General features: G+C 58.9%; 18 protein-coding genes, 2 tRNA genes and 1 pseudogene. 13 read left to right on the top strand and 8 right to left on the bottom strand.

What is annotated here, in order from left to right; all coding sequences use genetic code 11:
* Positions 1 to 422: 422 nt before the first annotated feature.
* The 3 genes from C487_RS09175 (at position 423) to C487_RS09165 (ending at position 2130) form a co-directional block, all read left to right on the top strand.
* Positions 423 to 1118, top strand: a complete 696-nt coding sequence (locus C487_RS09175) for a hypothetical protein (RefSeq protein WP_006185460.1) — start codon at positions 423 to 425, stop codon at positions 1116 to 1118.
* Between the two features lie 128 nt (positions 1119 to 1246).
* A complete protein-coding gene (locus C487_RS20800; protein WP_152422488.1) occupies positions 1247 to 1441 on the top strand; it encodes a hypothetical protein in 195 nt (64 codons plus the stop codon).
* A gap of 95 nt (positions 1442 to 1536) precedes the next feature.
* Entirely contained in the window at positions 1537 to 2130 is a 594-nt protein-coding gene (locus C487_RS09165) for a site-specific integrase (RefSeq protein WP_006185458.1), read from the top strand.
* A 1264-nt stretch (positions 2131 to 3394) separates the two neighbouring features.
* Here C487_RS09165 and C487_RS19480 read toward each other — a convergent pair.
* Positions 3395 to 4726: a restriction endonuclease gene (locus C487_RS19480; protein ID WP_006185457.1), complete on the bottom strand. Its 1332-nt coding sequence runs from the start codon at positions 4724 to 4726 to the stop codon at positions 3395 to 3397.
* A gap of 151 nt (positions 4727 to 4877) precedes the next feature.
* Here C487_RS19480 and C487_RS09145 point away from each other — a divergent pair, with 151 nt between their 5' ends.
* From C487_RS09145 to C487_RS09130, 4 genes and pseudogenes are all read left to right on the top strand, one after another.
* A complete protein-coding gene (locus C487_RS09145) occupies positions 4878 to 5069 on the top strand; it encodes a hypothetical protein (protein ID WP_006185456.1) in 192 nt (63 codons plus the stop codon).
* Positions 5070 to 5072: 3 nt separating this feature from the next.
* Positions 5073 to 5303, top strand: a complete 231-nt coding sequence (locus C487_RS09140; RefSeq protein WP_006185455.1) for a hypothetical protein — start codon at positions 5073 to 5075, stop codon at positions 5301 to 5303.
* Positions 5304 to 5431: 128 nt separating this feature from the next.
* Positions 5432 to 9286 (top strand): annotated as a pseudogene (locus C487_RS09135) (Eco57I restriction-modification methylase domain-containing protein); the annotation flags it as partial.
* A complete protein-coding gene (locus C487_RS09130) occupies positions 9279 to 12254 on the top strand; it encodes a helicase-related protein (RefSeq protein ID WP_006185453.1) in 2976 nt (991 codons plus the stop codon). The pseudogene C487_RS09135 and the gene C487_RS09130, both read left to right, overlap by 8 nt.
* Positions 12255 to 12267: 13 nt before the next feature.
* Here the strand turns inward: C487_RS09130 and C487_RS19475 are convergent, their stop codons facing one another.
* The 3 genes from C487_RS19475 to C487_RS09115 all read right to left on the bottom strand — a co-directional run bounded on the left by C487_RS19475 (position 12268) and on the right by C487_RS09115 (position 16419).
* Positions 12268 to 13431: a competence protein CoiA family protein gene (locus tag C487_RS19475; RefSeq protein ID WP_241431075.1), complete on the bottom strand. Its 1164-nt coding sequence runs from the start codon at positions 13429 to 13431 to the stop codon at positions 12268 to 12270.
* Positions 13432 to 13818: 387 nt separating this feature from the next.
* A complete protein-coding gene (locus C487_RS09120; RefSeq protein ID WP_006185452.1) occupies positions 13819 to 15768 on the bottom strand; it encodes a DUF7845 domain-containing protein in 1950 nt (649 codons plus the stop codon).
* A 579-nt stretch (positions 15769 to 16347) separates the two neighbouring features.
* Positions 16348 to 16419: transfer RNA gene (locus tag C487_RS09115), tRNA-Ala, on the bottom strand.
* A gap of 682 nt (positions 16420 to 17101) precedes the next feature.
* Here C487_RS09115 and C487_RS09110 point away from each other — a divergent pair.
* From C487_RS09110 to C487_RS09100, 3 genes are all read left to right on the top strand, one after another.
* Positions 17102 to 17788, top strand: a complete 687-nt coding sequence (locus tag C487_RS09110; RefSeq protein WP_049908047.1) for a class I SAM-dependent methyltransferase — start codon at positions 17102 to 17104, stop codon at positions 17786 to 17788.
* A 298-nt stretch (positions 17789 to 18086) separates the two neighbouring features.
* A complete protein-coding gene (locus C487_RS09105; RefSeq protein WP_006185449.1) occupies positions 18087 to 19031 on the top strand; it encodes a WD40/YVTN/BNR-like repeat-containing protein in 945 nt (314 codons plus the stop codon).
* Positions 19032 to 19194: 163 nt separating this feature from the next.
* A tRNA-Gly gene (locus C487_RS09100) sits at positions 19195 to 19265 on the top strand.
* Positions 19266 to 19353: 88 nt separating this feature from the next.
* On the opposite strand, the gene C487_RS09095 is transcribed toward C487_RS09100, so the two are convergent.
* Positions 19354 to 19902, bottom strand: coding sequence for a DUF6789 family protein (locus tag C487_RS09095; protein ID WP_006185448.1), 549 nt, complete (start codon positions 19900 to 19902; stop codon positions 19354 to 19356).
* Between the two features lie 119 nt (positions 19903 to 20021).
* Between C487_RS09095 and C487_RS09090 the strand changes: the two genes are divergently transcribed.
* Positions 20022 to 20570, top strand: a complete 549-nt coding sequence (locus tag C487_RS09090) for a GNAT family N-acetyltransferase (RefSeq protein ID WP_006185447.1) — start codon at positions 20022 to 20024, stop codon at positions 20568 to 20570.
* A gap of 13 nt (positions 20571 to 20583) precedes the next feature.
* Here C487_RS09090 and C487_RS09085 read toward each other — a convergent pair whose 3' ends face one another.
* On the bottom strand, positions 20584 to 21441 hold the full coding sequence (locus C487_RS09085) for a hypothetical protein (RefSeq protein WP_006185446.1): 858 nt from the start codon (positions 21439 to 21441) through the stop codon (positions 20584 to 20586).
* Positions 21431 to 22822: an outer membrane protein assembly factor BamB family protein gene (locus tag C487_RS09080; protein ID WP_006185445.1), complete on the bottom strand. Its 1392-nt coding sequence runs from the start codon at positions 22820 to 22822 to the stop codon at positions 21431 to 21433. Before C487_RS09080 ends, C487_RS09085 begins: the two co-directional genes overlap by 11 nt.
* A 123-nt stretch (positions 22823 to 22945) precedes the next feature.
* Here C487_RS09080 and fen point away from each other — a divergent pair, with 123 nt between their 5' ends.
* Positions 22946 to 23923 (top strand): flap endonuclease-1, encoded by a 978-nt coding sequence (fen, locus tag C487_RS09075; RefSeq protein ID WP_006185444.1) that lies wholly within the window; start codon positions 22946 to 22948, stop codon positions 23921 to 23923.
* Between the two features lie 236 nt (positions 23924 to 24159).
* Here fen and mvaD read toward each other — a convergent pair whose 3' ends face one another.
* Positions 24160 to 25143 carry a phosphomevalonate decarboxylase MvaD gene (gene mvaD / locus C487_RS09070; RefSeq protein WP_006185443.1) on the bottom strand — a complete coding sequence of 328 codons (984 nt, stop codon included), beginning with the start codon at positions 25141 to 25143 and terminating at the stop codon, positions 24160 to 24162.
* Positions 25144 to 25361: 218 nt separating this feature from the next.
* Between mvaD and nth the strand changes: the two genes are divergently transcribed.
* On the top strand, positions 25362 to 26045 hold the full coding sequence (gene nth / locus C487_RS09065; RefSeq protein WP_006185442.1) for an endonuclease III: 684 nt from the start codon (positions 25362 to 25364) through the stop codon (positions 26043 to 26045).
* The last annotated feature ends 7 nt before the right edge of the window (positions 26046 to 26052 follow it).

Here is a 26052-nt window from a genome sequence, read left to right as displayed (position 1 = left end):
GATCGGATAGATTGGTAGGCAATTTCCGGCGAAGTTGCCGGAACAGTTTTCCCCCTCCCCAACGGAGAGGTAAGTACAGGATCTGATCTATCCGATCCGATCCGTTGCTTCGCACGCCTGCAATTGGTATCCTTGGCTGGGATGGTTGCGGGCGTGGTGTTATTCAGTTCCATAGGCTAGTCTCTACTCCGTGTTTTCAACACTCTCGTCGGGGGCGTACTGCTCAGCCATCTTCTGGAGCAAGTTGTCGTAGGACTCACCGCCTCGTTTCTGCGCTTTTACGAGCCGGCGCGTCGCGCGCGAACATGGAATTCGCGATTCCGTTGCCTTCGTCATTTCCTGTTCGATTACCAGCACTCACCATATCGGTAAAACTATTTCGGAGTAGGTAAACGTACTTTGTAGGCAGAAACCGACGAACCATGACTGATGACCTTCACCCGAACGCTGAGGAATTACAGGAAGAACTTCGAGAGTTGCTTGACCGGGACCCAGAAATGGGTCCAAGTATTCTCGCGGTAGAACTACCTGATCGACCACGGGGGCTTCTTTCAACAGCCGACCGAGAGTATCTGGTCGGGCAGCGGGAGTATGAACACCCGCAATCAGAAGCGAATCGGAAACAAGACATCCGAGAGCGGATAGCGAACGCCTTCCAGGATTTCTCGATACTGGTATCGTATTTGAGTGAAGATGAACGAGAAAAGGTATTCAATGACATTGGCGAGGATCAGTACCAAGACCCACTTGCATCAATCATTTCGTTTCTGTATCTCGGTTTAGACGGAGACCTTGGGAAGTTAGAAAAGATAATTGAGGACGGCATATACACAGGCGCAAATATTTCTAAAATTGGCCAGTGGTCGGGTGAAATAGCTGACGTAGATACCTCAATTAATGTTGAGCGGCGGCCCGATCGTAGCGAGATCATAGAGAAGTTCGAAAAGGGAGACACTGATCAGCTAACACCTGCTGAAATCGGGATTTTGGTCCGTTCTGGACAGTTAGATGCAGACGATTTAAAAGAATTAGAAGACACATCTATGCCTTTGCCCTACCTATTCGAAAATCTACTTCAGAGTGAAGAAGCTGATATCATTGACGATCCGCGTGAATGATGCTGTATTCGGCAAGGGGGTTCGAGATGGTCTACGTAGCCAGTTTTCACAATTGTTGGAATATGTATAAAATTTCCTCCTCTCCCCGAAGGTAGGATACTGGAACCGACCCCGAGCGCGTCATGAGTGTGGACCGCGACAAGGTTGATGATGCCCTCGTGATGACAGAGCTGACCGAGAGCAACGTGTACGACATCAGCGGAAGCGAGTACGTTCGAAATGTCGTCGTCTACGGCTCCCAAGGTGTTGGTCGCAACAGGTTCGTAGCATCGATTCCAATAAGAATCGGTTCTTTGTCCCTCATATTTAATCGCTTTATTTGATAACCCGATTACGAGCCGGTCGTTGGACGGCATAAATCGGTGGAGTTGGCCCCGGGGACCCAAACTTATAATCGGATTTGCTATGATATCCGATTATGGTCCGTGTCGACGACAGTGATGATGTGACGAAATGCTGGCTTTCTCCCAATGAATTGGACCAGCTGGAGCGAACCGCTGGAGAAGACGGGTGGGAACGTGAGGTGGCGATCCAACTGATGGGGCGGTGCGGGCTCCGGGCATCGGAAGTTAGCTATCCGGGCGATAGCAACCTGCGGTACTCGGATGATGGCGACATCTGGCTCTTCGAGGTCCAGGGGAAGAATACGAAAGGTGGGACAAAGAAGACACGCGACGCGTGGATGCCAGACGACGTTGCCGACGACATTCACAAATACAGCCGTGAGCGGGGCCTCGATCTCTCTGATTCGTGGGTCGACGCAAGCACTCCCTCCGTCCGTCGGTGGGTCAAAGAGGCCGCTCACACCGTCGCAGAGCAAACCGGCAACCCACGTTGGCGGTCAGTCTCGTCGCACGATCTCCGCCGGTCCTGGGCGACCTATCATCTCGTCGAACGCCAGGTCGACGTTCGGACCATGATGAGCATCGGCGGGTGGTCTGATTACTCTGCTATCGAGCCATACCTTGCAGAGCCGACCGAAGCGCGTATTGGAGAAGCTATGCGGACGTAGAGGGATGTTCTTCCGGTTCGTCCCCAACTGGGAACGGCTCAACCGAGTTCTCGAGCACGTTCGCCCTCGGGGATATCGTACTGATCTTCCAACGTGCGAAGTTGGTCCTCGAGGAAGTTGGTGTCGACGAACAGGAGTTGGTCCAACTTCGCCGCGCTTGCCGGCTATTGGAAGCCGGGGAGAACTTTCTTGACCAGAGGGACTACACCGTAGTGATCGAGTCGGCATATACGACGATGTATTCGGGGACAACTCCGCCGAACTGGGACCCAGAACCGGACGAATACCTATTACCGGCTCGGCACCGCGACCAAGGAACAAGCCAAAGAAACGTACCGGTTCGCCGGTAGTGTCTACCAATTCTCCATCGCACAAGCCGGGAGTCACACGAGTGTCTCTGCCCAGGCTGACCGGTAGATACGCGATGAATAGGTAGTAGCCCGACCACTGAGGCCGGGTAGAGTTAGTCGGGGGAGAGCAGTAGATCGTCGGGTGGCATCACTCTCCGACGGGAATATAATCCAACCTATCGGTAGAACCGGTATCTCGATCGGCCAGAACGGCAAAATTCGAATTTAGGAACACGGGTACCAATGGCCGGGACTCGGAGAGATATTTCCCGACCCATCGGGATGAATTGGTCGGGCGCTGTCGGAGAACTGGCTGACTCCAATGAGAAACCAATGAACAGGCCAACGAATACCCCCTACTGTCGGCAGAATCGTCTTTTCACCGGGTAAACGGACGTATTCGGCGGATTAGAGGGGATGCTCCATCACCTATTGGGCCGGGTCGAAATGGTCGGGAATTGGGGCATTGGCACCGGTATTGTTCAGCGCTTCCTGAACGTCGGCCAGGGTCGTCATCGGTGTCGAACGCTGTCGTCCCTTCTATCGGCTAAACCGTTATCTTCGCCGGTCGAAATGGCCGTATTCGGATTGTGAAGAGGCAGGATCACTACCTATTGGACCGGGTCGGGATAGTCGGGGATTGCCCCAATGGCACCGCAATTGCTCGGGGCATAACCGACCGTCGCTCGAAACCGACTCTCGATATCGAATACTATTGCCCCTTCTGTCGGTAGGACCGCCTTTTTCACCGGCTGAAACGACAGAATACGGTTCAGAAAGGATCAGAACCACCAACGTCCCGAGCCGGTCAAGTTAGTCGGGGTATTGGCGGGATAGTCGTTAGTTGGTCGGTACGGCCAAGACAACGATGTAGCGGGGGCCGGCACGAGTAGAACTGACCGGCAGTTCCCGACCTATTTTTCTTCTTCTGGCGGTTGTACGACCTCTCCGAGTGAGCGGACAAGTTGGACCGCGTTCTCGTAACTCGTCACGATCCGGTATCCTTCCTCGGTTTGTTCGACGACACCGATGCTCGGATGGCCCAGGAGTTGAAGTGCACTCTTGACATCCCGTTCACTGGGCACTTCATCCGAGTCTTGCATTCCCACGACGATCCACCGGACATCGGCTGCGGTCTCGACCAATCCATCGGCTCGTTCGAGAGCTCGGATAACCGCCAGAAGCGTCTCACCGGCGTCGACCCGATCCTGAATGTTCTCATCGAGAAGATCGAGTCGGTCATCCTGGAAAGACCCCGGTCGGGTGAGTAACTCGAGAGTCTGCTCGGGTGGAATCGCGTACCGCTCCCGGCGGGCCAATAGCTCGATCAGGTCGTCAACGGCGATCGTCGTCAGCTCGTTCGTTGTCGCGTTCTCAATCACCTTCGGGCTGAAACTAGGGGCGACAACAATAGCGTGCTCGGCACCACGTTGGCGTCGGTGTTTGTCGACGTTGGTGGCCTCAAGGGAATTGAGCTTCCCGTTCCCTCGAGTTTTGGCCTCGACGACGATGTGGCGCGGCGTTTTGATCTCGACATCCGTGTCACCGCCGCCTTCGATCCAGTTGGTCGCACAGCCTAACCGAGTGAACGCCTTCGCGACGAGTTTCTCGAACTCGTCGGGGTCGTCCCCATTGGTGCTGGCTGCCTCGAGGCGGCTGGCAAGGTCGGTTGCCTTCTCGTCGTCCGTTTCATCGACCTGGTGGACTTTCTCGCCGGCTTCGGAGAGTTCGGAAAGTGCCGTCTCGATCGATTCATACTCATCTCTGAGCCGAGCGAGCCGGCTGTCGGCGACCCTCGTGAATCCTTGGGGTCGGTAGGTTTCGTCGTAGTCGACGAGGTCGTTGAACTCCTCGATATCGACCTCGATCTCCTCAATATCGGTGAGGAACGTGAGGTACTTCCACGGTTTGTCTACATTCCAGCGGTCGTGATCGACCCCATCCTTCCAGAGATGCTTAGCTAACTCGTGGTTCTCACTCAGGAGGAGGACACGGCCACGGGAGACGAATTTTCCCTCGCGGTACACGAATCCGATGTCGCCCGGCTCGACGTTCTGCCACTTCCCCGCCACGGAACTCCCCCAGAGATGTGCCCGTCCGTCTTCCGAAGTCGCCTCGAGGTCCTCGAGTTCTTCATCGGACAGGTACGGTTCGAGATCCTCGAGAGGATGTCCTCGCTTGAGGGATCGCTTGTAGTCATCGTATGCATCCTCACGCCCAGCAGTGAATATCACTATCCCGGTCATTTCACGTACGCTACGATTCACAGCGAAAGAACAAATACCCGGGTAGAAACGGAGTGGTTAGTTCGATCTCCCTCTATCAAAATGAGAGACGGCGACGACCTAGAGGAAGTAAAGACTATACCTCTCCGATGAGTTTCGCGACCCATACGTGATGACACGGAAACAGATCGGGCGTAATTCCGGGAACTCCGGACGGATCAACGTCTCCGGGGGCGAACTGGAAAAACTCGGCATCGATATCGGTGACGCGGTCGATGTTGAGGTCGTCGATGCCAAGGCGATCGCCCGGGCTGTGATCGAGAGCAAGGACACAGAGGAATTTCTCATCGTTACGCCAGCCTGATTCATGCAACAAGCACTCACCTATCGGACGAACCGCAACCTGTTTTCGAACTACTACCTCGACGAGCACCTTCCTGAAACCGAAGCGTGGGATGAGGTCAGCGACGAGGAACTCGAGGATGCCTACGATGAAATTGTAGACCTCTGGGATTCAGTCAAGGATAATTTCACCGTATGTGTTTACCCCCAGAAATCGCAGGAGGACAGTAGGTTCAAAATCGGGGAATTCAATTAGAAATCCGTAAAATTCGACCGCCGTNAGAGATATATAAATCAAATAGAGGGTGCTGTTTTCAGCCGTCTCAGTGGCTCAGCCAGGAACTCTATGGGGGTAAACACATGCATTTCACCAATTACGAAACGAACGAGTCACAGCTTGAAAATGAATTTATCCGACCTCTCTTCGATATCCTTGGAATCCCGTATGTAGTAGAGGAAAGTGCCAACCAGACGCGACGGAGGCCAGATTATGGGTTCTTTGCCTCTGATGAAGCGATCTCGAAAGCATTTGAACATCGAGAGGAAGGTGGCGATTTTTATAAAAATGCGATCGCTGTTGCTGACGCAAAACGCTGGGGTAGAGCATTAGATACACGCGGAAAAAAACAACGTGACTTCGAGAATCCTAGCCACCAGATCGACCAGTATCTACGCTTCACCTCCACGACATGGGGAGTACTGACAAACGGGAAGAGGTGGCGGCTTTACTATCGTCCCACTAGCCACAAGCTCGACTCTTACTACGAGGTTGATCTCCCTACTATCCTCGAGAGCGGTGACCTCGAGGATTTCAAATCATTCTACCTCTTCTTCCGCCACGAGGCGTTCCTCAAAGACGCAAGCGGTGACTGCTTCCTTGACGATGTCTACGACGAGTCCAACGTCTTCGCCCAAGAGTTGGGTGAAGACCTGCAGGACAATATCTACGAGGCGATCAAGGTCCTCTCGGAGGGGTTCCTACAGTATTCCGAGAACGACCTCAAAGAGGATGACCTTGAGTTGATCCACGACTCCTCGCTCATCTACCTGTATCGGCTAATCTTTGTCCTATACGCCGAAGCGGAGGGTCGTGATCTTCTCGATACGGACAATGAGATCTACGAGAACGAGTACAGCTTGAACGCGATCAAACAGGAGGTAGCCGACGAACTCGACAGCGCGGAGCCGAAGTACCGCGACTGGCAGGACAAGCTGAGCTCGCGTCTCGAGGGGCTGTTTACGCTGATCGATCAGGGAAGTAAGTCCCGTAACATTCCGGAGGACGACCTCTACATTCCGGCGTACAACGGCGGACTGTTCCGAACGGATCCAGATCCGGACGATAGTCCCGAAGCGAGGTTCCTCGCCGAACACAAGGTTGGCGACGCCCACCTCGCGAAGGTCATCGACCTCCTGACTCGAAGCGAGCAGGGCAACGGTGGCGGAAAAATATTCGTCGACTACTCCTCGCTCGATGTACGGCACCTCGGGAGCATCTACGAGGGGCTGCTCGAGTATCAGCTCAACATCGCCGACGAACCGCTTGCGCTTGAGGACGGCGAATACGTAATTCCTGGCGAGGGAGACGACATTGTCGTTGAGGAGGGCGAGGTATATCTGACAACAGACAGTGGTGAGCGAAAGGCTACGGGGTCGTACTACACGCCGGAGTATGTCGTTGAGTACATCGTTGAGAACACGCTCAAGCCCCTCGTCGAAGACATCCGGATGGATCTCGCTGGCCAAAGCGCATACGACGAGGGTGGGTTTGCGGAGGAGTTCGCCGAGCGCGTGTTCGAATTGAAGATTCTCGATCCAGCAATGGGTAGCGGGCACTTCCTCACAAGTACGATAGATTACTTGGCCCGCGAAATCATTGACGCTCAGGAGAAGCAGGCCGCCCAACAGGGTATCGAGATGGTCGATAAAGAACATGACATCAACTGGGCACGCCGGCAGGTCGCCCAACGTTGTATCTACGGTGTCGATCTGAACCCACTCGCTGTTGAGCTGGCCAAGGTGTCGCTGTGGCTGCGGACGCTCGCTGCTGAACAACCGCTGGCGTTCCTCGATCATCATCTTAAGACCGGCAACTCGCTCATCGGGGACGACATCGAGGATGTTCTCAGCCAAGATAGCAATTGCGCGACCGAGAGCGGTCAACTCACCCTCCAGCAGTCGTTCGCACACACGCGACAACGGGCGCTCGAACACGTCATGCAACGATTCACCGATCTCCTTTCCATCGACAACGAGACGCTGGCAGACATCAAGAAGATGGAAGATGTCTATGACGAGGTCCGCGACGACCCTCTCTATCAGCATCTCCTTGCGATGGCCAACGTATACACCGCTGAGGAATTCGGCCTTGATGTCCCCGGCGACGCCTACGAACGGATGGCCGAGGCGCTCCGCGATGACTCATGGGAAGATGTCGAGGGACAGGACTGGTTCCGTAGTGCACAAGCGATGGCCGACGACGATGACTTCTTCCACTGGGAACTGGAGTTCCCTGTCGCGTTCTACGACCAGGACGGCGAACGCAAGGATAACGCAGGGTTCGACGCGGTAGTTGGGAATCCACCTTGGATTGATATAAAGGGGCTAGATAACCCGGAAACATTATTCGATCTGTTCGAAACCAGCTTTAACCGGGTCAATATTTATGCAGCGTTCTGTGAGCGTTCGACCAGCCTCACAAAGATCTCAGGGAAGTTTGGATTTGTCGTTCCGAACTCCTACATGACGCAGAGTTCCTACGAACCACTTCGAGAACACATATTACACAACCACGAACTCAACTCGATCGTTCGTCTGCCCGATGGTGTCTTCGACGGGGTCACAATGGAAACGTCGATACTGGTCGCTGAGCGTCATGATCTGCCTAAAATACCCAACTATTCATTCCCAGTGATACTCTACGATCCAGGAGAGACAGCACAATCGATTCCGGACAAACATGCTGTTACAAAAACTGTAAGTACTTCTTACTGGGATCATGGAAGTCTCGTGTTCGACATTTTCACTTCAGAAGAAGAGCGCGAAGTTCTAAAAGCAATTGAAGAATCAAAGCCGACAATTAATGACTACTTCGAGACTTGTCTTGGTCTAACTCCGTACGACAAACACGAAGGGCATACTAAGAAACAGATCGAAAACCGTGTATTCCACTCTGATCAGAAGGAGTCTGACGACTATTACAAGATCACAACTGGCGAAGGGATTCACCGCTTCTGGGCGTCATGGGAGGGTGGGGAGTGGATTGAGTACGGGGATTGGCTCGGTGCAGAGCGCGAAAAGCGATTCTTTACAGAACCTCGGTGTATCGTTCGCCAGATTGTCTCAACTGATGGGAGATACGGAATCAATGCCGCTTATTCAGACAAAACCCTGTTCCACACCCAGGTCGGATTCGTACTCTTCCCACAAGATAGGGAACCGCAGAAAGCCCGATGTATCACCGGAATCCTCAATTCATCGCTGCTCACATTCTACCACCGTAAAAAATACCTAGACGAGAACAAAGAGACATTCCAGAAGATTCTCATTCAAGACTGTAAGGAATTCCCTCTACCCAGTGATCTCGTAAGCGAAGAACTGACGAAGAAAGTGTCTCAAAGAGCTGAGTTAGGCCGAAAAAGAGCTGAGCTCAACCTCTCTCTTCTCAACTACCTTGGAAACTACACCGAAGGCTCCAGACTTCCCGACATTGGTCTCTTCCAGCCGACATCATCAAACATTCTCGATGCCTCCACGGAGGAATACGAGAGACTACGCATCGGCGACGTAAGGACTGAACGTAACAGGAGTCGCGTCACGGTCTATGCGACGGCACGATACAAGCCTGAGAACGAAGACGAATTTGAGACCGACCAGTGGGGATATACAGAAACCGACTACAGAGAAGCATTCACACTTACCGACCTCACCGAGGAAGAGGCCACGTTGGTTGAGGAATTTGTTCCAGTCGCAGTTGAGGAGGCTGACGGCTTTGCAGGCTTCCGCGACAACGCCACGAAGACGAACTCTCCAATTGACCGGCTGAAGGCCATCACGCTACCCGATCTTGACGGAATCGCCGACGACCTCCAGCGATATATAGAGGTCAAGGAGCGTGCAGAGGAACTCGATGAAAAGATTGAGAAGACCGACCGGCTCATCGATCAAATCGTCTACGATCTCTATGGTCTGACCGATGAGAAAATCGAAATCGTCGAATCAGCGGTGCAGAATGACTAACTTCGAGATCGGCGACCATGTCAAGTTTGCCGGTGGACAGGGTGAGATAACTAAGATCGAAAATCGCCCGAATGGAGGCCAACTCCTCCACGTCTACACCACGGAGGGACAATCCCGCAAACTCCTGAGTGGGCTGCCCCATATCGAGCGGATCGACTCAGTCGTCGACCGCCTTGAGGCCGGACAGATCGATCCACCACTTCACTACGATCTCCGGGAACGGGCGACCCGCCTCGACCTCGCCTACCGGTACGACCGGTTCCTGTCGCTAACGAACAACCGCATCGAGATCGAGCCGTATCAAGTCAAGGCAGCCTACGAGATCCTGAACTCGTACGACCACCGGTATCTCATCGGCGACGAGGTTGGGCTCGGGAAGACGATCGAGGCCGGTATCGTCATCGAGGAACTTATCGCTCGAGGCCGTGCCGATCGCGTCCTCATTGTTGCGCCTGCGCCGCTGACCGTCCAGTGGCAAGAGGAGATGCGCGAGAAATTCGACCGAAACTTCGTCATCTACGACCGTGAGACCGTCGAGACATACCGCCAGTCCCATCCCAACCAGAACGTCTGGGCACAGGAGGATCTCATCATCACCTCGATCGACTTCGCGAAACAGACGACCGACGATCCCGACGACGACAGGGTCTCGGTGCGCGATGCACTCGAGAACCTCGAGCCGGAGTGGGATGTCGCCGTCTTCGACGAGGCTCACCATCTGACGGCGAAGCGCTCGAGTGACGATTCCATCGAACGAACGCAGCGATTTCAGGTCGGTGAGGCGGTCGCCAACAATTCCGATTCGCTTCTGTTACTCACCGGAACGCCCCACAAGGGCAAGTCCGACCAATTCTACTTCCTCGTGAGCCTGCTCGATCCCTACCGGTTCAGCCACGAGTCCCAGATCCATCCTGACGGCCTCGAGGACCTGATGATCCGCCGGCTGAAAGACGAGATGTACGATACCGATGGCACGCGGATGTTCCCGGAGAAAAACATCGAGGCACTCGGTGTCGAACTCTCCGATGCTGAGCGGCAACTCTACGACGGTGTCACCGAGTACATCCGAGAGTACTACAATCTCGCTCAGCAAGAGGAAAATCAGGCCGCTGGCTTCACGATGGTCATCTATCAGAAGCGGCTGGTCTCGAGCGTCCACGCCATCAGAAAGTCGCTCGAGAACCGGATGCGGGCGATCCAGAACGATGCCGTGGCCGAGGATCTCCCCGACGACGTTCAGGAACTCATCCCTCGCTACAGCACCGAGCCGGAGACTCTCACCGACGCCGAACGGTCGCGTGTCGAGGAGGCCCTCGAGACGGTCACAGTCACGTTGAATCACTCGCAGATGCAGGCGGAACTCGACCGCGTCAAACAACTCTGGCAGCAGGCCAAAGACATCGAGACCGATTCGAAGGCCCAGCTGCTTCGCCAGTTCGTCGACCGGATCCTGCGAGAGGATCCCGACGAGAAAATTCTCATCTTCACGGAGTACACGGACACCCTCGAGTTCCTGCGTGACCAGGTGTTCCCCGAGCACGACATCGCCCAGGTCTACGGCGACCTTGATCAGGAACGCCGTCGGCGGGAGATGGAGAAGTTCGAAGAGGAGGCGAACCTGATGCTCGCGACCGACGCAGCACAGGAAGGGCTCAACCTCCAGTTCGCCCACATCATGGTGAACTACGACCTGCCGTGGAATCCGATCCGAATCGACCAGCGGATGGGTCGTCTCCACCGCTACGGTCAGGAACGTACCGTTGAGATACGCAACCTCTTCTTCAAGAACACCCGAGAGAGCGAGATTCTCAATCTCCTCGTCGAGAAAACTGACCAGATCGAGTCCGATCTCGGTATGCGCTCAGACGTGATGGGACGCGTGCTCGAGGACGTAGACCTTGACCAGCAGATTATGACCGCGATCGCTGAAGATCGGCCCACAGACGAAGTTGTAGCTGATATCGAGGCGACGATCGAGGAGCGCAAGGACGCACTCGAGACTGTCGAGAACGAGTTCCTCATCCGCGACCGGTTTGACCTCTCCGATGAAGATGAAGAGGTCCTCGAGGTCATCGAACGCAGCCAGCACGGCGAGGTAAGCGAAGACGACATCGAGGTTCTTGTTCGAGAGTTCTTCGACGAGTTCGGCGGGACGATCAAGGGTGTTCGACCAGGCCCATCACGCTCTGGCGGTGATATCTATCAGCTGGATGTTCCTGATGTTCTTTCAGGCGATCAGGTTACGAATCAGTATCCTCGCGCGACCTTTACGAAGACGGTCGCGATGGAGCATGATGACGTGGACTTCATCGCACTCGATCATCCCTTGGTGCAATCGCTCATCGAGTTCTGTCTCGACTCGGAACGCATCCAAGGCCAGATCGCTGTCAAAACCACCGATAATGCCGGTGTAACACCGGGAATTCTGTTCACCTATCGGCTAGGATACGTCTCCGGTGCAGGGGATGTCGTCACTGAGAAACTCGTACAACTATATGCAACTGCCGACGGCGAGGTTTCCACCGATACGCCTGAGATCCTCGATACATTGCCACCCGAGGAAACGGTGTCCAGCCGGATGCTCGATCGCTTGGCATCGATGGCCGACGACCTCTATCAGAAGGCGGAGATGGAAGCCTGGACGCAAGTCGAATCCTTCGCCGGTGAAGCTCGCGAAGAACGTGAACGTGAAATCGAGATCAAGCGCCAACATGCAGAACGACATTTCGAAGAGAAGATCGGAGAATGGGAGGAACGTCTTGAGTCGTATCAGCAACGCGATGAGGAAGGGATGGACATGTCTGCCCCGATCGGAAACGCGAAGCGACAACTCGAATCACTCCGCCGTGACCGCGACGAGGAACTGGATCGCCTCGAGGAAGAGAAACACGTCACTCCAGAAGAACCGGATGTAGTGTCTGCTGCATTCGTTATTCCAGCTGACGAAGAGGTGTCACGCACGGACTGATTTGTTCCGAATGTTAGGATTCTAGTTCAAACGCTTGTTCTAACAGATCAGCGATTGCCTGTAACGCACCCACAGCGGTCTGATCGACTTGCAGACTCACCCGATCGCTTTCATCCCTACGCTTCTTTCCAAGGGTAAGAACGATTTCATCATCTGGCGAGAGTGACGCTGAGAGCCATGAGGTTACGTTTCTCGAACCAGCAAACCAGGCTGTGGTGAGATCATACCACGATTCGTCACGCTCATCCACAGACGGCTGCTCTGATTCAAACCCTTCCGCTTTGAGCTCGGTCGCGAACGTTCGTAGCCTCCTACAGTCGCTTTGTTCGAGTTGAACGGTGACTCGATGTTTGTCTCCACCGAACCCCCTATTTTTCTTGCCGATCTGGAGCGTCAGGTGATCAGTTGGAGACCGTGAAATGGTTACCCAGGCGCGACTACTGTGAGAATAACGTCCTTGTCTGAGATACCGATGTGCAACTGAGACCCATTCTCCGCTCTTATCGAACGAAGCCCAGAATTCTCTGGGAAGGGGAATCTCGAATTCGACAGTAGATGATTCGTCTTGTCGTAACCGGCGCACGACAGTAGGGTAGCCTTCGAGACCAGATCGGTCTGGAAGCGCATACGGCCAGACGGTGAGCAACCCGGAGAGATCGACATCGTATCCTGAAAAGTCATCTTCATACAGCCACGCAACGCTGTATCCTCGCTCCAGATAGTGGTCCGTCACAGCTTTGATATCCTTTCCCTCGTTTCGATATTGTGCTTCGACTGCGATCCCGTTTCCGTAGGGTGCACACGGCTCGTCAAAGTTCAAGAGAACATCGGCGATTCTCCCATCTACCCCTGACTCAAGTTCGACCGTTGCGTCAGGAAAGTCGTGCTCGAGTCGGGCATAGGCAATAGACTTCATTTTGAGGTGTTCGTCCGACTCTCCAGGACACTTGGCAGCGTTACCGAGATCATCAAACGTTGATTGCCCGTCGGTAGTCGAGAGCTCGGCTTGACCGTCCTGATCGTAATGACGGAAGTGCCGTGAGACGAATGCATCACCACGTTCGTACGATTTCACGACACCCATCGGATCGTCACAGACAGGGCAGGTCACTTCGGCATTATCGTCGACTTGTGGTGGAATGACTTGGTCTCCGTCTACCGTTCCAAGATATGGCATGATTCAGCTGTCAATCGAGTGTCGCCTCTGGAACAAGTTAAAATTATGTTATGAATAGGACTCGTGTAACTACCGGAGGTAAGGACGACCCACCGCGGATCGAAACTTTGCGTGACGCCGCCAAGCGGTAGCCCCAGCCCCCTCTATTTCCACTCCAGCGGTGCGAAGGCGTAGCGGTTAGTTTGGTCTTTTGGCCTTAGCCACACCCTCTAACCGAGAGTTCGACCCCGGGGGTCGGATTCCGAAATCGGCCTGACAGGGATGACTACCAGTGAGAAAGAGATCGGTCCCTATAGCACCCACTGGACTCTCGGCTACTGGGGTAATACAAGCCGAAATACGCGAAAATAAGTCAGAACGAGAGTGTCGCCACTAATCGTGGCAGCGCTATCGGGGCGCGAGCGCGAAGCCGCGGCCCTGTTCGATGACGATCTTCCCCCGCTCCTGGAGTGTCTCGAGGGCGCGGTCAACGTCGTTCACGACTTGGGAGACGATCAACCGGAGCGTCGAATAGTTAACCCACTCGTCGTGATCGGCAAATTGCTTCCAGGTTTCCTCGAGATCGATCTCTTCGGGATCGAGATTTCGATCGTCGATATCAGCCTGTCCCTCGAGTTGGCGCTCACGTTTTCGTCGAGCCGCTTCGTCGTCCCACGCGGCACCAGCCCACCCCTGTTCGAGGTCGCGGAACCGCTTGCTCGTCCCGTTAGCGAGTTCCACTCGCATCTGAAACCCACGGGAGTTCCCGTGTCTCTCGAGGAGGGCGACGTGGGCCTCTCTTGCCAGATTTTTCGCGTCGGCTGTATCAGCGGCGACGTAGCGCGGTTTGAGCAGAGCACGACAGTCGTTGCGAGTCTCGTCGACCCCAACGTCGTAGTTCTGTACGAACCTGTCGAACGCGTCTGTCTCAATGTTCTGGGCGTCGTCGGCGACTTGCATAACCGTGGATCCGATCGACCGACGGAACTGTTCCTCAGCAGACCGTACCCGCTTGAGCATTGCCTGTGCTGCGTAGTCGCTCTCAATCGCCAACTCCCCATAGGTGTGTTCGATAAACCCTTCGAGGCGATCGACGGCTCGAAGGACCGTATCGTAACAGTAGCCAGTCTCGTCGGCGGCATCTCGAGGCGAGACCTTTCCGCCGTCGGTGAGGAGGGTATCGACGAGCGCTTCGTCGGACGGGTTCATGTCCCCCCAAAGGCGCATCACCGCGGCTTCTTGTTCACTCTCGATCTCTGGAAGCGGACAGTCGACCAGTTTTAGCGACCGCCGTTCACGATCGTCTGGATCGAAATATGCGTCTTCCTGGTATGATTCACTACCACCAGTTTCATCGAACCCGCTCCAATCGAGAGTATTCACGAGCAACTCCTCGAGTTCACGACAGAGATCGTTGCGGTCGAGTTCCCCATCGTCCCGCTCCCAGTAGACGGTTCGATCGGTGACGCTCGTTTGGTATCCGACCTCGAGTTTGGGATGCCACCCGAACTCGTCGGGATCGTAGTTATCGGGATCCTTCATGTAGTAGTGCTTGGCCTCCTTCCCGATCTCGTGGCCTCGGATGATCTGGCCGGCTCGCCGATCGCTGACGACACTGGTCACGTAGTCGCCGGGACGGTCGCGATTATCTTCGACGTGTTTCCGGTACCCAGACCGATCCGATTCTAAGAGCGAATGCATCCGGGCAATTGGGCCGTCCGCCGCGTAGATCGGGCCAGACTTCGACCGGAGCAGTCGAACATACACTGCTGCGTCGACGATGTTGCTTGTCTTGTAGAACTCGTCGAAGTACCGACGCGGGATTCCAAACGTCGCTGCTGCTTCTGCGAGTAAGTCGGGGTAGCGATCGAACTCGATGTTCGACCCCTGCACCTGTGCATCGACGTACGGCGCGCCGAGGTCCATGTAGCCATTTACGTCTTTGACGGGACCGGTCCATTGGCCATCGTCGTCGGTGTCGGCCTTCTCACGACGTTTCATATCGGGCCAGCGAGGCCGGAAGGTGATCGTCCCACCCTTGACCCGTTGGCTCTGATCGGCTCGCTCGCCGTCGTACGTCTCGTCTTCACAGACGAAATAGAGCCGGTACAGATACGCCGTCTCGAGTTTGTAGGACGGATCGTCCCACGGAAGGATCGGCTGCTCGTCGTAGTCGAGACAGACCCTCCAGGTTTCGCCCCCGGCCTCGAAAGTGCCGGACGGCTTACCTTCGTTGGTCCAGTCGTGGTTCTTTCGGACGTCCGTAAGTGCGTAATACGATTTCAGCCCATCCCGAACGAGATGGAAGTGGCCGTCGAATTCGTGGCACTGGAACCGCAGGAACTTCCGCGCGCTCACAGCGACCACCCAATGATGAGTCGCTGTACCCGGGTAGCGGAAGTTTCAAATCGGATCGTGCGGTCATTCCACACGCCCGATCACCTCCGTTGTGTGTCGGGTGTTTGCTCCGGTAGTTTGGAGCGGTATGCCGCAGAGAGCCGAGGTAACTTTGGTACGGTGACCGGCTCTCGCGGTTGCCTTTCGAGTCACGGCTGACNGTTTGCTCCGGTAGTTTGGAGCGGTATGCCGCAGAGAGCCGAGGTAACTTTGGTACGGTGACCGGCTCTCGCGGTTGCCTTTCGAGTCACGGCTGACACCTCCCATCCTCGAGCGCCGCGCAGCGCTTCTCAGGATAGTCGATCTCGCAGCCGCAGAACTCACAGATCAATGGTGCGAGATCATCGCCATCCAGGCGATAAATCACGCTAACCGCCTCGTTTCCCTCAGATAATCGCCAGCAGGCGCTAACCTGCGTCTAATTTTCTGATGAAGTCTATTCCGTGAGGGAGTAGTCGTCAGCCCAAAAGTGGCGAATCCAGCCGTTTCGAAGGTCCTACCTTGCGGTAGAGAACCCTCTCCATGGCTTTTAATTACAAGTGGACTCGCCGGGATTTGAACCCGGGGCCTCTCCCATGCCAAGGGAGTGATCTACCCCTGATCTACGAGCCCTCGTACGCATCCCACAGTTCCCGTCGGGAGTAGATAAACCCCTCGAATTCCTCGAGACCCCGGGACGGACCCACATTCGAGCCGGCGAACTCCCGGACTGGCCTCGAGCGGAGCCGTTCGGAAACTCTGAAGCCGATTATTCTAGCACCGGTAAGTTACAGTACGGACATTATCCGGCTAGAAGCTACGGTTCCGAAACCACTGCGAGGGGCATGCGTTGCAATGCCCTGGGTGTGGCAGCACCCGGGGCGTAGCTTCCAAACACGAGCCGTTTGCAAGCCATGTCCAATTCACTCCACCGAGACATAACCGTCTCGCACGACAGCAGTATCGCCAGCGCCGTCCGCGCTCGAGCCAGCGACTGCTCCCCGACGGGATGTCACAATGACCGACGCCGAGTCGGACGGCCCCTCGAACTGTTCGCCGTGTCCTCATTGTGACAGTCGGATGGTCACGGTCACGACTCGGGGCCGATAACTCACGTCGCCGGGCCATGTGGCTGTCGACCCACGCCCCACGAAGCGCGGCAGTTGTGACCGACAGCGCGTGACGGGCAGCACGGACAGCGTTCCGAAGCAACGGGAGAGTGAGGTGGGGATTCTCGTGATGGCCATCGTGACCGAGACCGGAATCAGGGTCGTTTTGCGAACGCTTTTTGCGCATGCCGCGAGGAAAGCCGACGATGGCCGGCGACCAAGACCGAGAGTCGAACCGAGACGAAGTCGCCCGACGCGAGGACGTACGCGACACCTACGACCGGATCGCGACTCACTTCGCGTCCACGCGGGAGTACGCCTGGCCCGAGGTCGAATCCTTCGTCGACGCCCACACGCGCGACGGCGTCGGTCTCGATCTCGGCTGTGGCAACTGCCGCCACGCCGAACTGCTGGCCGCCGACTGCGAGTCGGTCGTCGGCCTCGATGTCAGCCGCGGCCTGCTCGAGACGGGCCGGGAGCGCGCTCGCGAGCGCGCGTTTGAGGTCGAGTTGATTCAGGGCGATGCGACAACGCTGCCGCTGGCCGAGAACAGTGTCGACATCGCAGTCTACGTTGCGACGCTTCATCACCTGCCGACTCGGGCGGCCCGGCGGGACAGCCTCGACGAACTCGCACGGGTGCTCTCCCCCGACGGCCGCGCGCTCGTCAGCGCGTGGTCGACCGCACACGACCGGTTCGACGCGACCGCGGGGTTCGATACGACGGTCGAGTGGACCCTCCCCGGCGGCGAACCGGTCGACCGATTCTATCATATCTACGCTCCCGACGAGTTCGAAGCCGACCTCACCGACAGCGACCTCGCGCTCCGCGCGTCGGAACTCTCGAGTGGCAACTGTTATGCGACGGTCGCGGGCGCGGAACCGACCGGGTAGTCGAGTTCGAGCACGGGCCGCGGGCGACTCGAGACCCGGTCGCCGATCACCGTTCGCGAACCGATCGGAGTGTCGCTCGTCATGTCGTCTCTCCGCAGTAGGAATTGTGTTGCGTCTTGTGTCTAATTACCATAGAGAATGGGGATTGCTATTTGTAGCCCGCTGACGACGCTGTTTTTCGGCCGAGTACCAGTCAGTGAGAACGGAATGAAATGGAGTAAAACGTCCGGAATGGACGTTAATCGTCTGAAGAACGTCCAGCTTTTATGTATATCTCACCACCAGCCCCGGATGCGCTATGACGGACTTCACCCGACGTTCGGCGCTGAAGGTCGCAGGCGCATCGCTTGCCGCAGCTACCGTCCCCGCGACGGTTTCCGCCGCCGAATCCGACTGGACGGTCATCGAGACCCCGGTCGACACCACGCTCTACGATGTCGCGGCCACGGCCTCGAACCCCCACGCGGTCGCGGGCGCTGGATTGGTCATCGAACGCACCGCCGACGGCTGGGAGGTCGTCCTGCAGGGCGGTCCCTCCGGCAACGGGAACGACCTCTATGGCGTCGACACCACCGACGACGGCGAACGACTCTGGATCGTCGGCTCGAGTGGTGCAGTCGGCGAGTACGACGTTACCACCGGCAACCTGATCGACCGCTCGGCACCCAACGACTTCACCGCGAACTTCAACGACATCTCCGTTACCGGTCCCGCAGGCGAGGCGGACGTGTACGTGGCCGACGACTCCGGCGCGATTCACTACAGCTTCGACAACGGCAAGGAAGGCACCTGGAACTACGAGGTGCCCGGCAGCGGCTCCGGGCTGAAGGCCATCGAGTTCTACGACACGCGCTCGGGCCACGTTATCGATACGAACGGCAAGGTCTTCGCCACCGACGACGGCGTCACCTGGGACCCGATCGGCATCGAAGACGCCGGCGTCGCCTACTACGGCCTCGATAGCGACGCGAAGGACGATGTCCGCGTTAGCGGCGGCAACGCGTCCGTCTTCACCTACGACGGGAGTCAGTGGGTCTCCGAGAGCCTCGGCGACGCCACCCTCTTCGACATCGAAACTGAGGGCGGCACCGGCTACACCGTCGGCAGCGGCGGTGCGATCTTCGAACTCGAGGGCGGCAAGTGGGCCCGGAACAAGACCCCGGTCGGCGAGAACCTGAAGGCTATCGCAACTGGCCCCGTCGATATCGCCGTCGGCTCCGCCGGCACGCTTCTCGAGCAGTAACGTCCAATATCGTCGTCACGGCGATCACTCGCTTATCGCGGAGTGACCGATACCGACCGACCCGCTATTTTTCGGTGCGGCAACGGGACCGAGACGAAATCGCTAGCCGAGGATCGATCGGAAAAGGAAGAGCCTTAAACATGGAACGGAAAAACGGAGATGAGCGCGGATGGTCTAGTGGTAGGACCTGAGCCTTCCAAGCTCATGGCCCGGGTTCAAATCCCGGTCCGCGCATTGCTGTCGCGAGCAAATTCGCGAGCGACAGCAATCGGAAGCGGTGTTTAAATTAGATTTTCGATCGTGGTCGCGGTCCCATAGTGGTTCAAAACGGGATTTCGGCCGTTCTGTCGTGGAGGTCGACGGTCGCCGCGAAGACGGCCCCGAGGACGGTTCCAAACAGGAGGTGGCCGAACAGACTGCCCGCGACAGCCGACGTGAGGGCGTTGGCCCCGCCGCTACCGCCGAACGTGTCCATCCAGACGGGAACCACGAGCAGCGGGAGGACCGCCCAGACGACGAGCCCGAAGACGAACCCGGCAGCGATCGTTCGAACGACGAGGCTGGTTCGGGCGAGTGCGTCCGTCTCGGCGTCGCTCCGGAGAATGCCGAGAAACAGGGGCCGCGTAATCAACAGGCCGAAGACGACCCCGAGACCGATCCCATGGGCGACGTGAATCCCCCAGCCGAGGGGTCCGACTGGCTCGAGGCCGTATATCGCGGGGATCGCGGCCGAGAGCACGTTCGGATCGAGCAGCCACATGACGATGCCGAAGGCGACCGCGCCGATCGTGCCGCCCAGTGCACCGCCGACGAGCCAGTCGGTGTGGCCGCTGAGTCCGGTTGCAGCCATCGTTTCGGAGTCGCCGCTCATCGTGCCATCGGTACCACGAACGGGTCCAAAAGGGTTGGTTACGTTAGCAGACCGGCATCTCAGGACGGATGGACGGTTCGATCCCGTGCATTGTAGTGGCTCGCTCGCGAAGCACTCCCGTGGAGTACGAACTGCTCGCGTGGCCACCGGACGGCCCCAAACTCCGACTCGATCACGAACGGTTCAGCTACGCCGGCAAGTTCGTCATGACGAACACGGGCAAGGCGGTGGCGCGGACGGCCGACGGCCGGCTCGTCGCGGCCGTCGCGTTCAACGCGGATCGGACCGACGAGGACACCCTGTGGCTGCGCTATGTGACCGTCGACCGCGAGCGCCGCGGCGAGGGGATCGGCCCTCGGCTCTGTCGGCTGGTTCGGGACCGCGCCGTCGAACGCGGCTACGACCGGCTTCGGATCGCCGTCAACAACCCCTTCGCCTACGAGGCGCTCTACCGAACGGGATTCGCCTACACCGGGAAGACGACGGGGATCGCCGAATTGATCCTCGAGTATCCGACGCCGGACGATCCCGAAACCGCGGCGTGGACCGATCGAGAGCGGTACCAAGCCGGTCTCGAGGAGTACCGCGACCGTGACCTCTCCGAAGCGGAGGAGCAGTTCCTCGAGTCGCGGGCAGGGTGCGATCCGCTGGAGATCGGCTGTGAGTGAGTGTATAGCGCGGCTACTGCAGTCGGATCCGATACAGCGCGGTGACCGCGACGGCGTGGGCCGTCCCCGTGACGGTCGCGCTGAGGACGGGCGCCAGCGTGGCTCCGACGGTCGTCGACGACGCGAGCCGCGAAACGCCGGTTAGTGCGTAGCCGACGTAGCCGAGGCCGACCAGTATCGCTAGAATGGTGCCGGGACTCGCAACCGCGTAGTCGAGGCTCTCGATCACGGCCGCGATGGGTCGTTTCCCGCCGACGACGATGATTGCGGGAGCGACGAACAGCCAGACGAGGAACGGAGCAAGCGTGAACAGCGCCACGAGTGCGAGTCCGACGCCAGCACTGGCCGGGCTCGACAGGAACAGCGCGCCGAACAGGACGCTATCGATGACGACGACGTACGCGACGAGCCAGGCGACCCGATCGAGCGGCGGCGTGACCCCGTCCGTGTCGGCGTCCGCCAGCCACAGGCAGCCGGCGAACGCGACCGCCGTCGCGGCGCTTATCGCGACCTGCCAACCGACGAAGGAGACGAGAAACCGGGGTTTCATTCCGGTGAGAATCGCGGGACTCATCTCGACCGTCGGCTCGAGCCGCGGGACGAACGGCAGCGAGAGCCGGACCAGGCCGCCCTCGGGAAACGGGGCGAGGCCGACTGGATAGGGCGACTCGAGCCTGGCGACCGTGCTTGTGGCTCCGAGCGCGCCGGCGACGGCGAATGGGATGGCCAGCGATGGCCGCCCGCGGAGCAGGGCGAACGCGGTCGCGAGAATCGACCTGAGACCGGGACCGGCCCCGAGGTTCGAGACGAGTGGCTCCGAGTTCGTCTCGCCCTCGGTTACGGTGTCGGAATCGGAGTCGTCAGTCGCCATCGTCCCCGAGCCCGTAGAGCATCAGTGTCGTCCCAATAACGATACGGTCGCCGGCGACGATCGCCGGCGTCAGGGCGGCGCGTTCGATTTCGCCGCCGCCCGAGGTCCCGACTGTTTCCGTGAACGTCCACAGCCGTTCGCCGTCCGCCGTCGCGAGGGCGTGGAGGCCCGCACTGCCAGGGACGAGCAGGAGATCCCCGGCGACCGTCGGCGGCGGGTCCCCCTCGGTCAGGGTACTGCCGGGCGCGTCGTCGAGGGTTTCCGTCCACCGAACGGCGCCGTCCTCACGGTCGACGGCCGCGACGCCGATCGGGTCCGATCCCTCGTCCGCCTCGATCGTGCCGACGTGATAGATGGTCGTCTCGTCGACGGCGAGTCCGACGTGAGCGCCGCGGTCGAGCGGGCGAGTCCAGCCGCGATCCCCCGATACCGCGTCGAGTTCGCGGATCCGAACCGCCCGTCCCGAGTCCGATTCCGTCCATCCGACGGTGTAGACCGTCCCGCCGCGTGCCGTCATGCTGTTGCCGGCCTCGACCCGCCACTCGAGCGTCCGTCCCTCGCCGACGGTCCACTGGCGAGTGCCGTCCACGAGGTCGAGTCCGACAAGCACCGGTCCGCCCAGGACGCGCCCTTTCACGACGACGGTCCCGGTTGTGGTGTCGACGACGTGGTCGATGGGAACGAGCGAGTACTCGTCGTCGGGGTTGGCGGCCGCGAGGGCGTATCGCCAGCACTCACTGCCGTCGTCGGGGGTGACGGCCGAAACGGTTCCCTGCGGATGGAGGCTAACGACGGTCCCGTCCGCGACGACCGGTGTACCGGACAGTGTCGCATCCGCACCGAATCCGCCGGGCGGTGCCACATCGACCCCCTCATCGTCGATCCACCAGCGAGCCAGATCATCGCCGAGTCCCGAGACGCTCTCGGGCCAGCCGTCAGGGTCGGCGGCGTAGCCGGCGATCACGCCACCGTAGGGGACGAGCAACACGCCGTCCCGGTAGACCGTCGTCGAGGCGAACGCCATCGGGCCGGCGCTCCGGCCGAAGCCACCGTAGGTATTGGAGACGTCACCGTCGCCGGTCTCCGCGTCGACGACGAACAGGCCGTTGGCTGACTGGCAGTAGACGGTCCCGTTCGCGACGACTGGCGGGAGCCACCCGGACGCACTGACCGAGCGCGACCAAGCGACCTCGACGCCGTCCCGTGGCAGGGTGGCGTCCGGGACGAACCGTGTCCGGCCCGGATCGCGGCCGTACATTCGCCAGTCGGCCTCGCTCGCGGCGGGCGTCCGATCGGCGCCGAGACAGCCCGCGCCCGCGCCGAGTAGCGTTCCGACGCCGGCGAGTACTGCTCGACGGCGAGGGCTCGAGGCGTTATTCATGTTATTAATTAGTGTATATTCATTTCGTAACCGGAATAAAGATTTGTATCGACGCTGATCGACTCGGTACCGCAGGCGGCCGAAGCCAACGATTCAAATCCCGGTCGGCCCAATGAGCGGCCAATGGGAAACGCCGCACTTCGGGACATCGCCGTCATCGAGGAGATTCCCTTCGACGACATCGAGGGGACCGTCGCCGTCGACGCGCACAACTGGCTCTACCGCTATCTGACGACGACGGTCAAGTGGACCGACAGCGCGAAGTACACGACCGGCGACGGGACCGAGGTCGCCAACCTCGTGGGAATCGTACAGGGACTGCCCAAGTTCTTCGAACACGACATCACGCCGGTGATGGTCTTCGACGGCGGCCCCTCAGAGCTCAAGGACGACGAGATCGAATCCCGGCGCGAACAGCGCCGCAGCTACGAGGCGCAACTCGAGACCGCTCGCGAGGAGGGCGACGCTGTCGCCATCGCCCAACTCGAGTCCCGAACCCAGCGGTTGACGCCGACGATCCAGGAAACCAGCCGCGACCTCCTCCGATTGCTCGACGTGCCGATCGTCGAAGCCCCGGCCGAGGGCGAGGCCCAAGCCGCCCACATGGTCAAACGGGGCGACGCCGACTACGTGGGGTCCGAGGACTACGACGCCCTGCTCTTTGGCTCGCCGCTGACGCTGCGCCAACTGACGAGCAAGGGTGACCCCGAACTGATGGATCTCGAGGCGACCCTCGCACAGCACGACCTGACCCTCGAGCAGCTCATCGACGCGGCGATCCTCATCGGGACGGACTTCAACGAGGGCGTCTCCGGCATCGGGCCGAAGACGGCGATTTCGGCGATCACCGAACACGGGGACCTCTGGAGCGCGCTCGAGGCGCGGGGCGACCACGTCGAACACGGCGACCGCGTCCGACAGCTGTTCCGGGACCCCGACGTGACCGACGACTACGAGTTCGAGTCGACCGTCGACCCGGATCTCGAGGCCGCGAAGTCGTACGTGACCGACGAGTGGGGCGTCGACGCCGGCGAGGTCGAACGCGGCTTCGAACGCATCGAGGAGAGCGTCACGCAGACGGGACTGGATCGCTGGACGTAGGCCCGTCCGCTGGTCGTCTCACGGCCGGCCGCGGGTCGCTGCTGACCGAGCGAGACTCGTTCGGCCGAATCGAGCGCGCTGGAACCGCTCCGGGACGAGTTCCCGATGGACGACGACGTACATGGGTCGGCGTATGGGCTCGAGCGCGATAGGTGTGTGCGGGATGACGGGAGGATGTCTTCAATCGAATTTGTGCCGAGGGCTGCCAAAGGCGGCCCGCAAAGCAAAACTCCGTCTCAGAACAAGTGGTCGTCTTCGTCCAACAGTCGAGCGGGACCGCCGACGTCCCAGACGGTGGTAGAAACGCCGCAGTCGGCGACGGCCTCCTCGACTTCCTCGGCGTGTTCCTCGGTGGTGTTGACGTAGACGCTGGCACCGGTGTCCGTCGAGAAGTAGACTGGAATGTCCTCCTCCTCGCGGAGTTCGCGGACTTTGTTGAAGATCGCGAGGGTGGCCGGCTGCCAGTAGACCCACCCCGAGGGGCCGGTCATGGTCGTCGCGGCCAGCGACAGCGAGTCGTGTTCGGCGCGTTCGAACACGCCCTCGAAATCGTCGTTGCGCAGGGAGTCGCGCATCTTCGCGATCTGTTCGTGGATGTGGGCGTTGCGGGCCTGGAACATGTGACTATCGGCGGCCTCGCGGTGGGCGTCGTCGGTGTCCTTGTGATACGGGACGAGGCCGACGATGATCTTGAGGTCCTCGTGGAGGTTCGAGGGGATCCGCTCGGAGCGACAGTCCTCGTCGTTCATCCCGGTACGGAGATGCGAGAAGGCACCGGTGACCGCTCGCGCAGCCGAGGCCGACCCGACCCGGGCGATCGTTGAGATTTCTCCCTTCGAGGCGTCGAGTTCGGCCGCCTCGGCCAGGGCCATCGCCGCGGCCGCAAAGCCGGACGAGGACGATCCCAGCCCAACATTGGTCGGGAAGCTGTTCTCGCTCTCGAGGCGAACCGGATACACCGTGTGTGCGGCGTCGGACTTCGACCGGGCCTTCTCGACGACGGCCTCGACCCGCTCGTACGCGCGCCCGTCGAGTTCCTCGCCGTCGACGACGAAGGTGTCTTCGTCGTGGTCCATCGAGAACTCGACGGTCGTTCGCGTGTGGCTGGGGGCCGTACAGACGCTGATACTGTCGTGGTAGGGGAGTCGCTCGATATCGTCACGCATCCCGTGATACTTGACCAGCCCCTGAATGGGGTGGGCCATCGCCGTGGCTTTCATACGCACATAGGTGGTTGAAGCCCGCTTAAAGCTCACGGCATCCGGCCGACCGGCTTCGGGACCGGACACCGATTCGCGTCCGGAACGGCCACTGCCGGTGCCGTCTACGCCCGGCGCTCGAGTCGCGGGCCGAACGCCGGGAGCGGATCGTGTCCGCCCGGCTGCGCTCCCGATCCGGAACCCGAACGCTAAACCGAACCGGTTCCCACCACCCTCCTATGGGAACCCCACGCGAAACCACGCAGGCGCAGGCCGAGGCAGTCATCGATCGTCTCGAGGCGGCGTATCCCGACTCGGCGATTTCGCTGCGGTACTCGAATCGCCTCGAGTTACTGATCGCGGTGATCCTCTCGGCGCAGTGTACGGACGAGCGGGTGAACCAGGAGACGGAACACCTCTTCGAGAAATACGATGGAGCCGAGGACTACGCCAACGCGGAGCAGGACGAACTCGCCGCGGATCTGGACTCGATCACGTACTACAACAACAAGGCCAAATACATCCGTAGCGCCTGCGAGTCGATCCTCGAGGAACACGACGGCGAGGTGCCGGATACGATGGCCGAACTGACCGATCTCTCGGGCGTCGGCCGGAAGACGGCGAACGTCGTCCTCCAGCACGGCCACGACATCGTCGAGGGGATCGTCGTCGACACGCACGTCCAGCGGCTCTCGCGTCGGCTCGGGCTGACCGAGGAGGAGTACCCCGACCGCATCGAGGCGGACCTGATGGAGATCGTGCCCGAAGACAGCTGGCAGGAATTTACGCACCTCTGCATCGATCACGGTCGAGCGACCTGTACGGCACAGAATCCCGACTGTCGCGACTGCGTGTTGGCGGATCTCTGCCCGTCTGCAAAGGGCGACAGCGAGATCGATCTGGCCTCCGGTGACCCTTGGTAACTGGCGG

Origin of the sequence: Natrinema pallidum DSM 3751, from assembly GCF_000337615.1 — an archaeon.
Lineage (GTDB): Archaea > Halobacteriota > Halobacteria > Halobacteriales > Natrialbaceae > Natrinema > Natrinema pallidum.
The sequence above is the reverse complement of the archived record's forward strand: the minus strand, read 5'-3'. Positions and strand labels throughout refer to the sequence as shown.

What these genes read in the sequence shown, in the direction of transcription:
- C487_RS09140 (WP_006185455.1), top strand. Translation starts at nt 5,073, where the DNA reads ATGCAACAAGCACTCACCTATCGGACGAACCGCAACCTGTTTTCGAAC.
- C487_RS09095 (WP_006185448.1), bottom strand. Translation starts at nt 19,902, where the DNA reads ATGAGCGGCGACTCCGAAACGATGGCTGCAACCGGACTCAGCGGCCAC.
- fen (WP_006185444.1), top strand. Translation starts at nt 22,946, where the DNA reads ATGGGAAACGCCGCACTTCGGGACATCGCCGTCATCGAGGAGATTCCC.
- C487_RS09105 (WP_006185449.1), top strand. Translation starts at nt 18,087, where the DNA reads ATGACGGACTTCACCCGACGTTCGGCGCTGAAGGTCGCAGGCGCATCG.
- mvaD (WP_006185443.1), bottom strand. Translation starts at nt 25,143, where the DNA reads ATGAAAGCCACGGCGATGGCCCACCCCATTCAGGGGCTGGTCAAGTAT.
- C487_RS19475 (WP_241431075.1), bottom strand. Translation starts at nt 13,431, where the DNA reads ATGCCATATCTTGGAACGGTAGACGGAGACCAAGTCATTCCACCACAA.
- C487_RS09130 (WP_006185453.1), top strand. Translation starts at nt 9,279, where the DNA reads ATGACTAACTTCGAGATCGGCGACCATGTCAAGTTTGCCGGTGGACAG.
- C487_RS09080 (WP_006185445.1), bottom strand. Translation starts at nt 22,822, where the DNA reads ATGAATAACGCCTCGAGCCCTCGCCGTCGAGCAGTACTCGCCGGCGTC.
- C487_RS09165 (WP_006185458.1), top strand. Translation starts at nt 1,537, where the DNA reads ATGGTCCGTGTCGACGACAGTGATGATGTGACGAAATGCTGGCTTTCT.
- nth (WP_006185442.1), top strand. Translation starts at nt 25,362, where the DNA reads ATGGGAACCCCACGCGAAACCACGCAGGCGCAGGCCGAGGCAGTCATC.
- C487_RS09110 (WP_049908047.1), top strand. Translation starts at nt 17,102, where the DNA reads ATGGCCGGCGACCAAGACCGAGAGTCGAACCGAGACGAAGTCGCCCGA.
- C487_RS09175 (WP_006185460.1), top strand. Translation starts at nt 423, where the DNA reads ATGACTGATGACCTTCACCCGAACGCTGAGGAATTACAGGAAGAACTT.
- C487_RS19480 (WP_006185457.1), bottom strand. Translation starts at nt 4,726, where the DNA reads ATGACCGGGATAGTGATATTCACTGCTGGGCGTGAGGATGCATACGAT.
- C487_RS09145 (WP_006185456.1), top strand. Translation starts at nt 4,878, where the DNA reads ATGACACGGAAACAGATCGGGCGTAATTCCGGGAACTCCGGACGGATC.
- C487_RS09085 (WP_006185446.1), bottom strand. Translation starts at nt 21,441, where the DNA reads ATGGCGACTGACGACTCCGATTCCGACACCGTAACCGAGGGCGAGACG.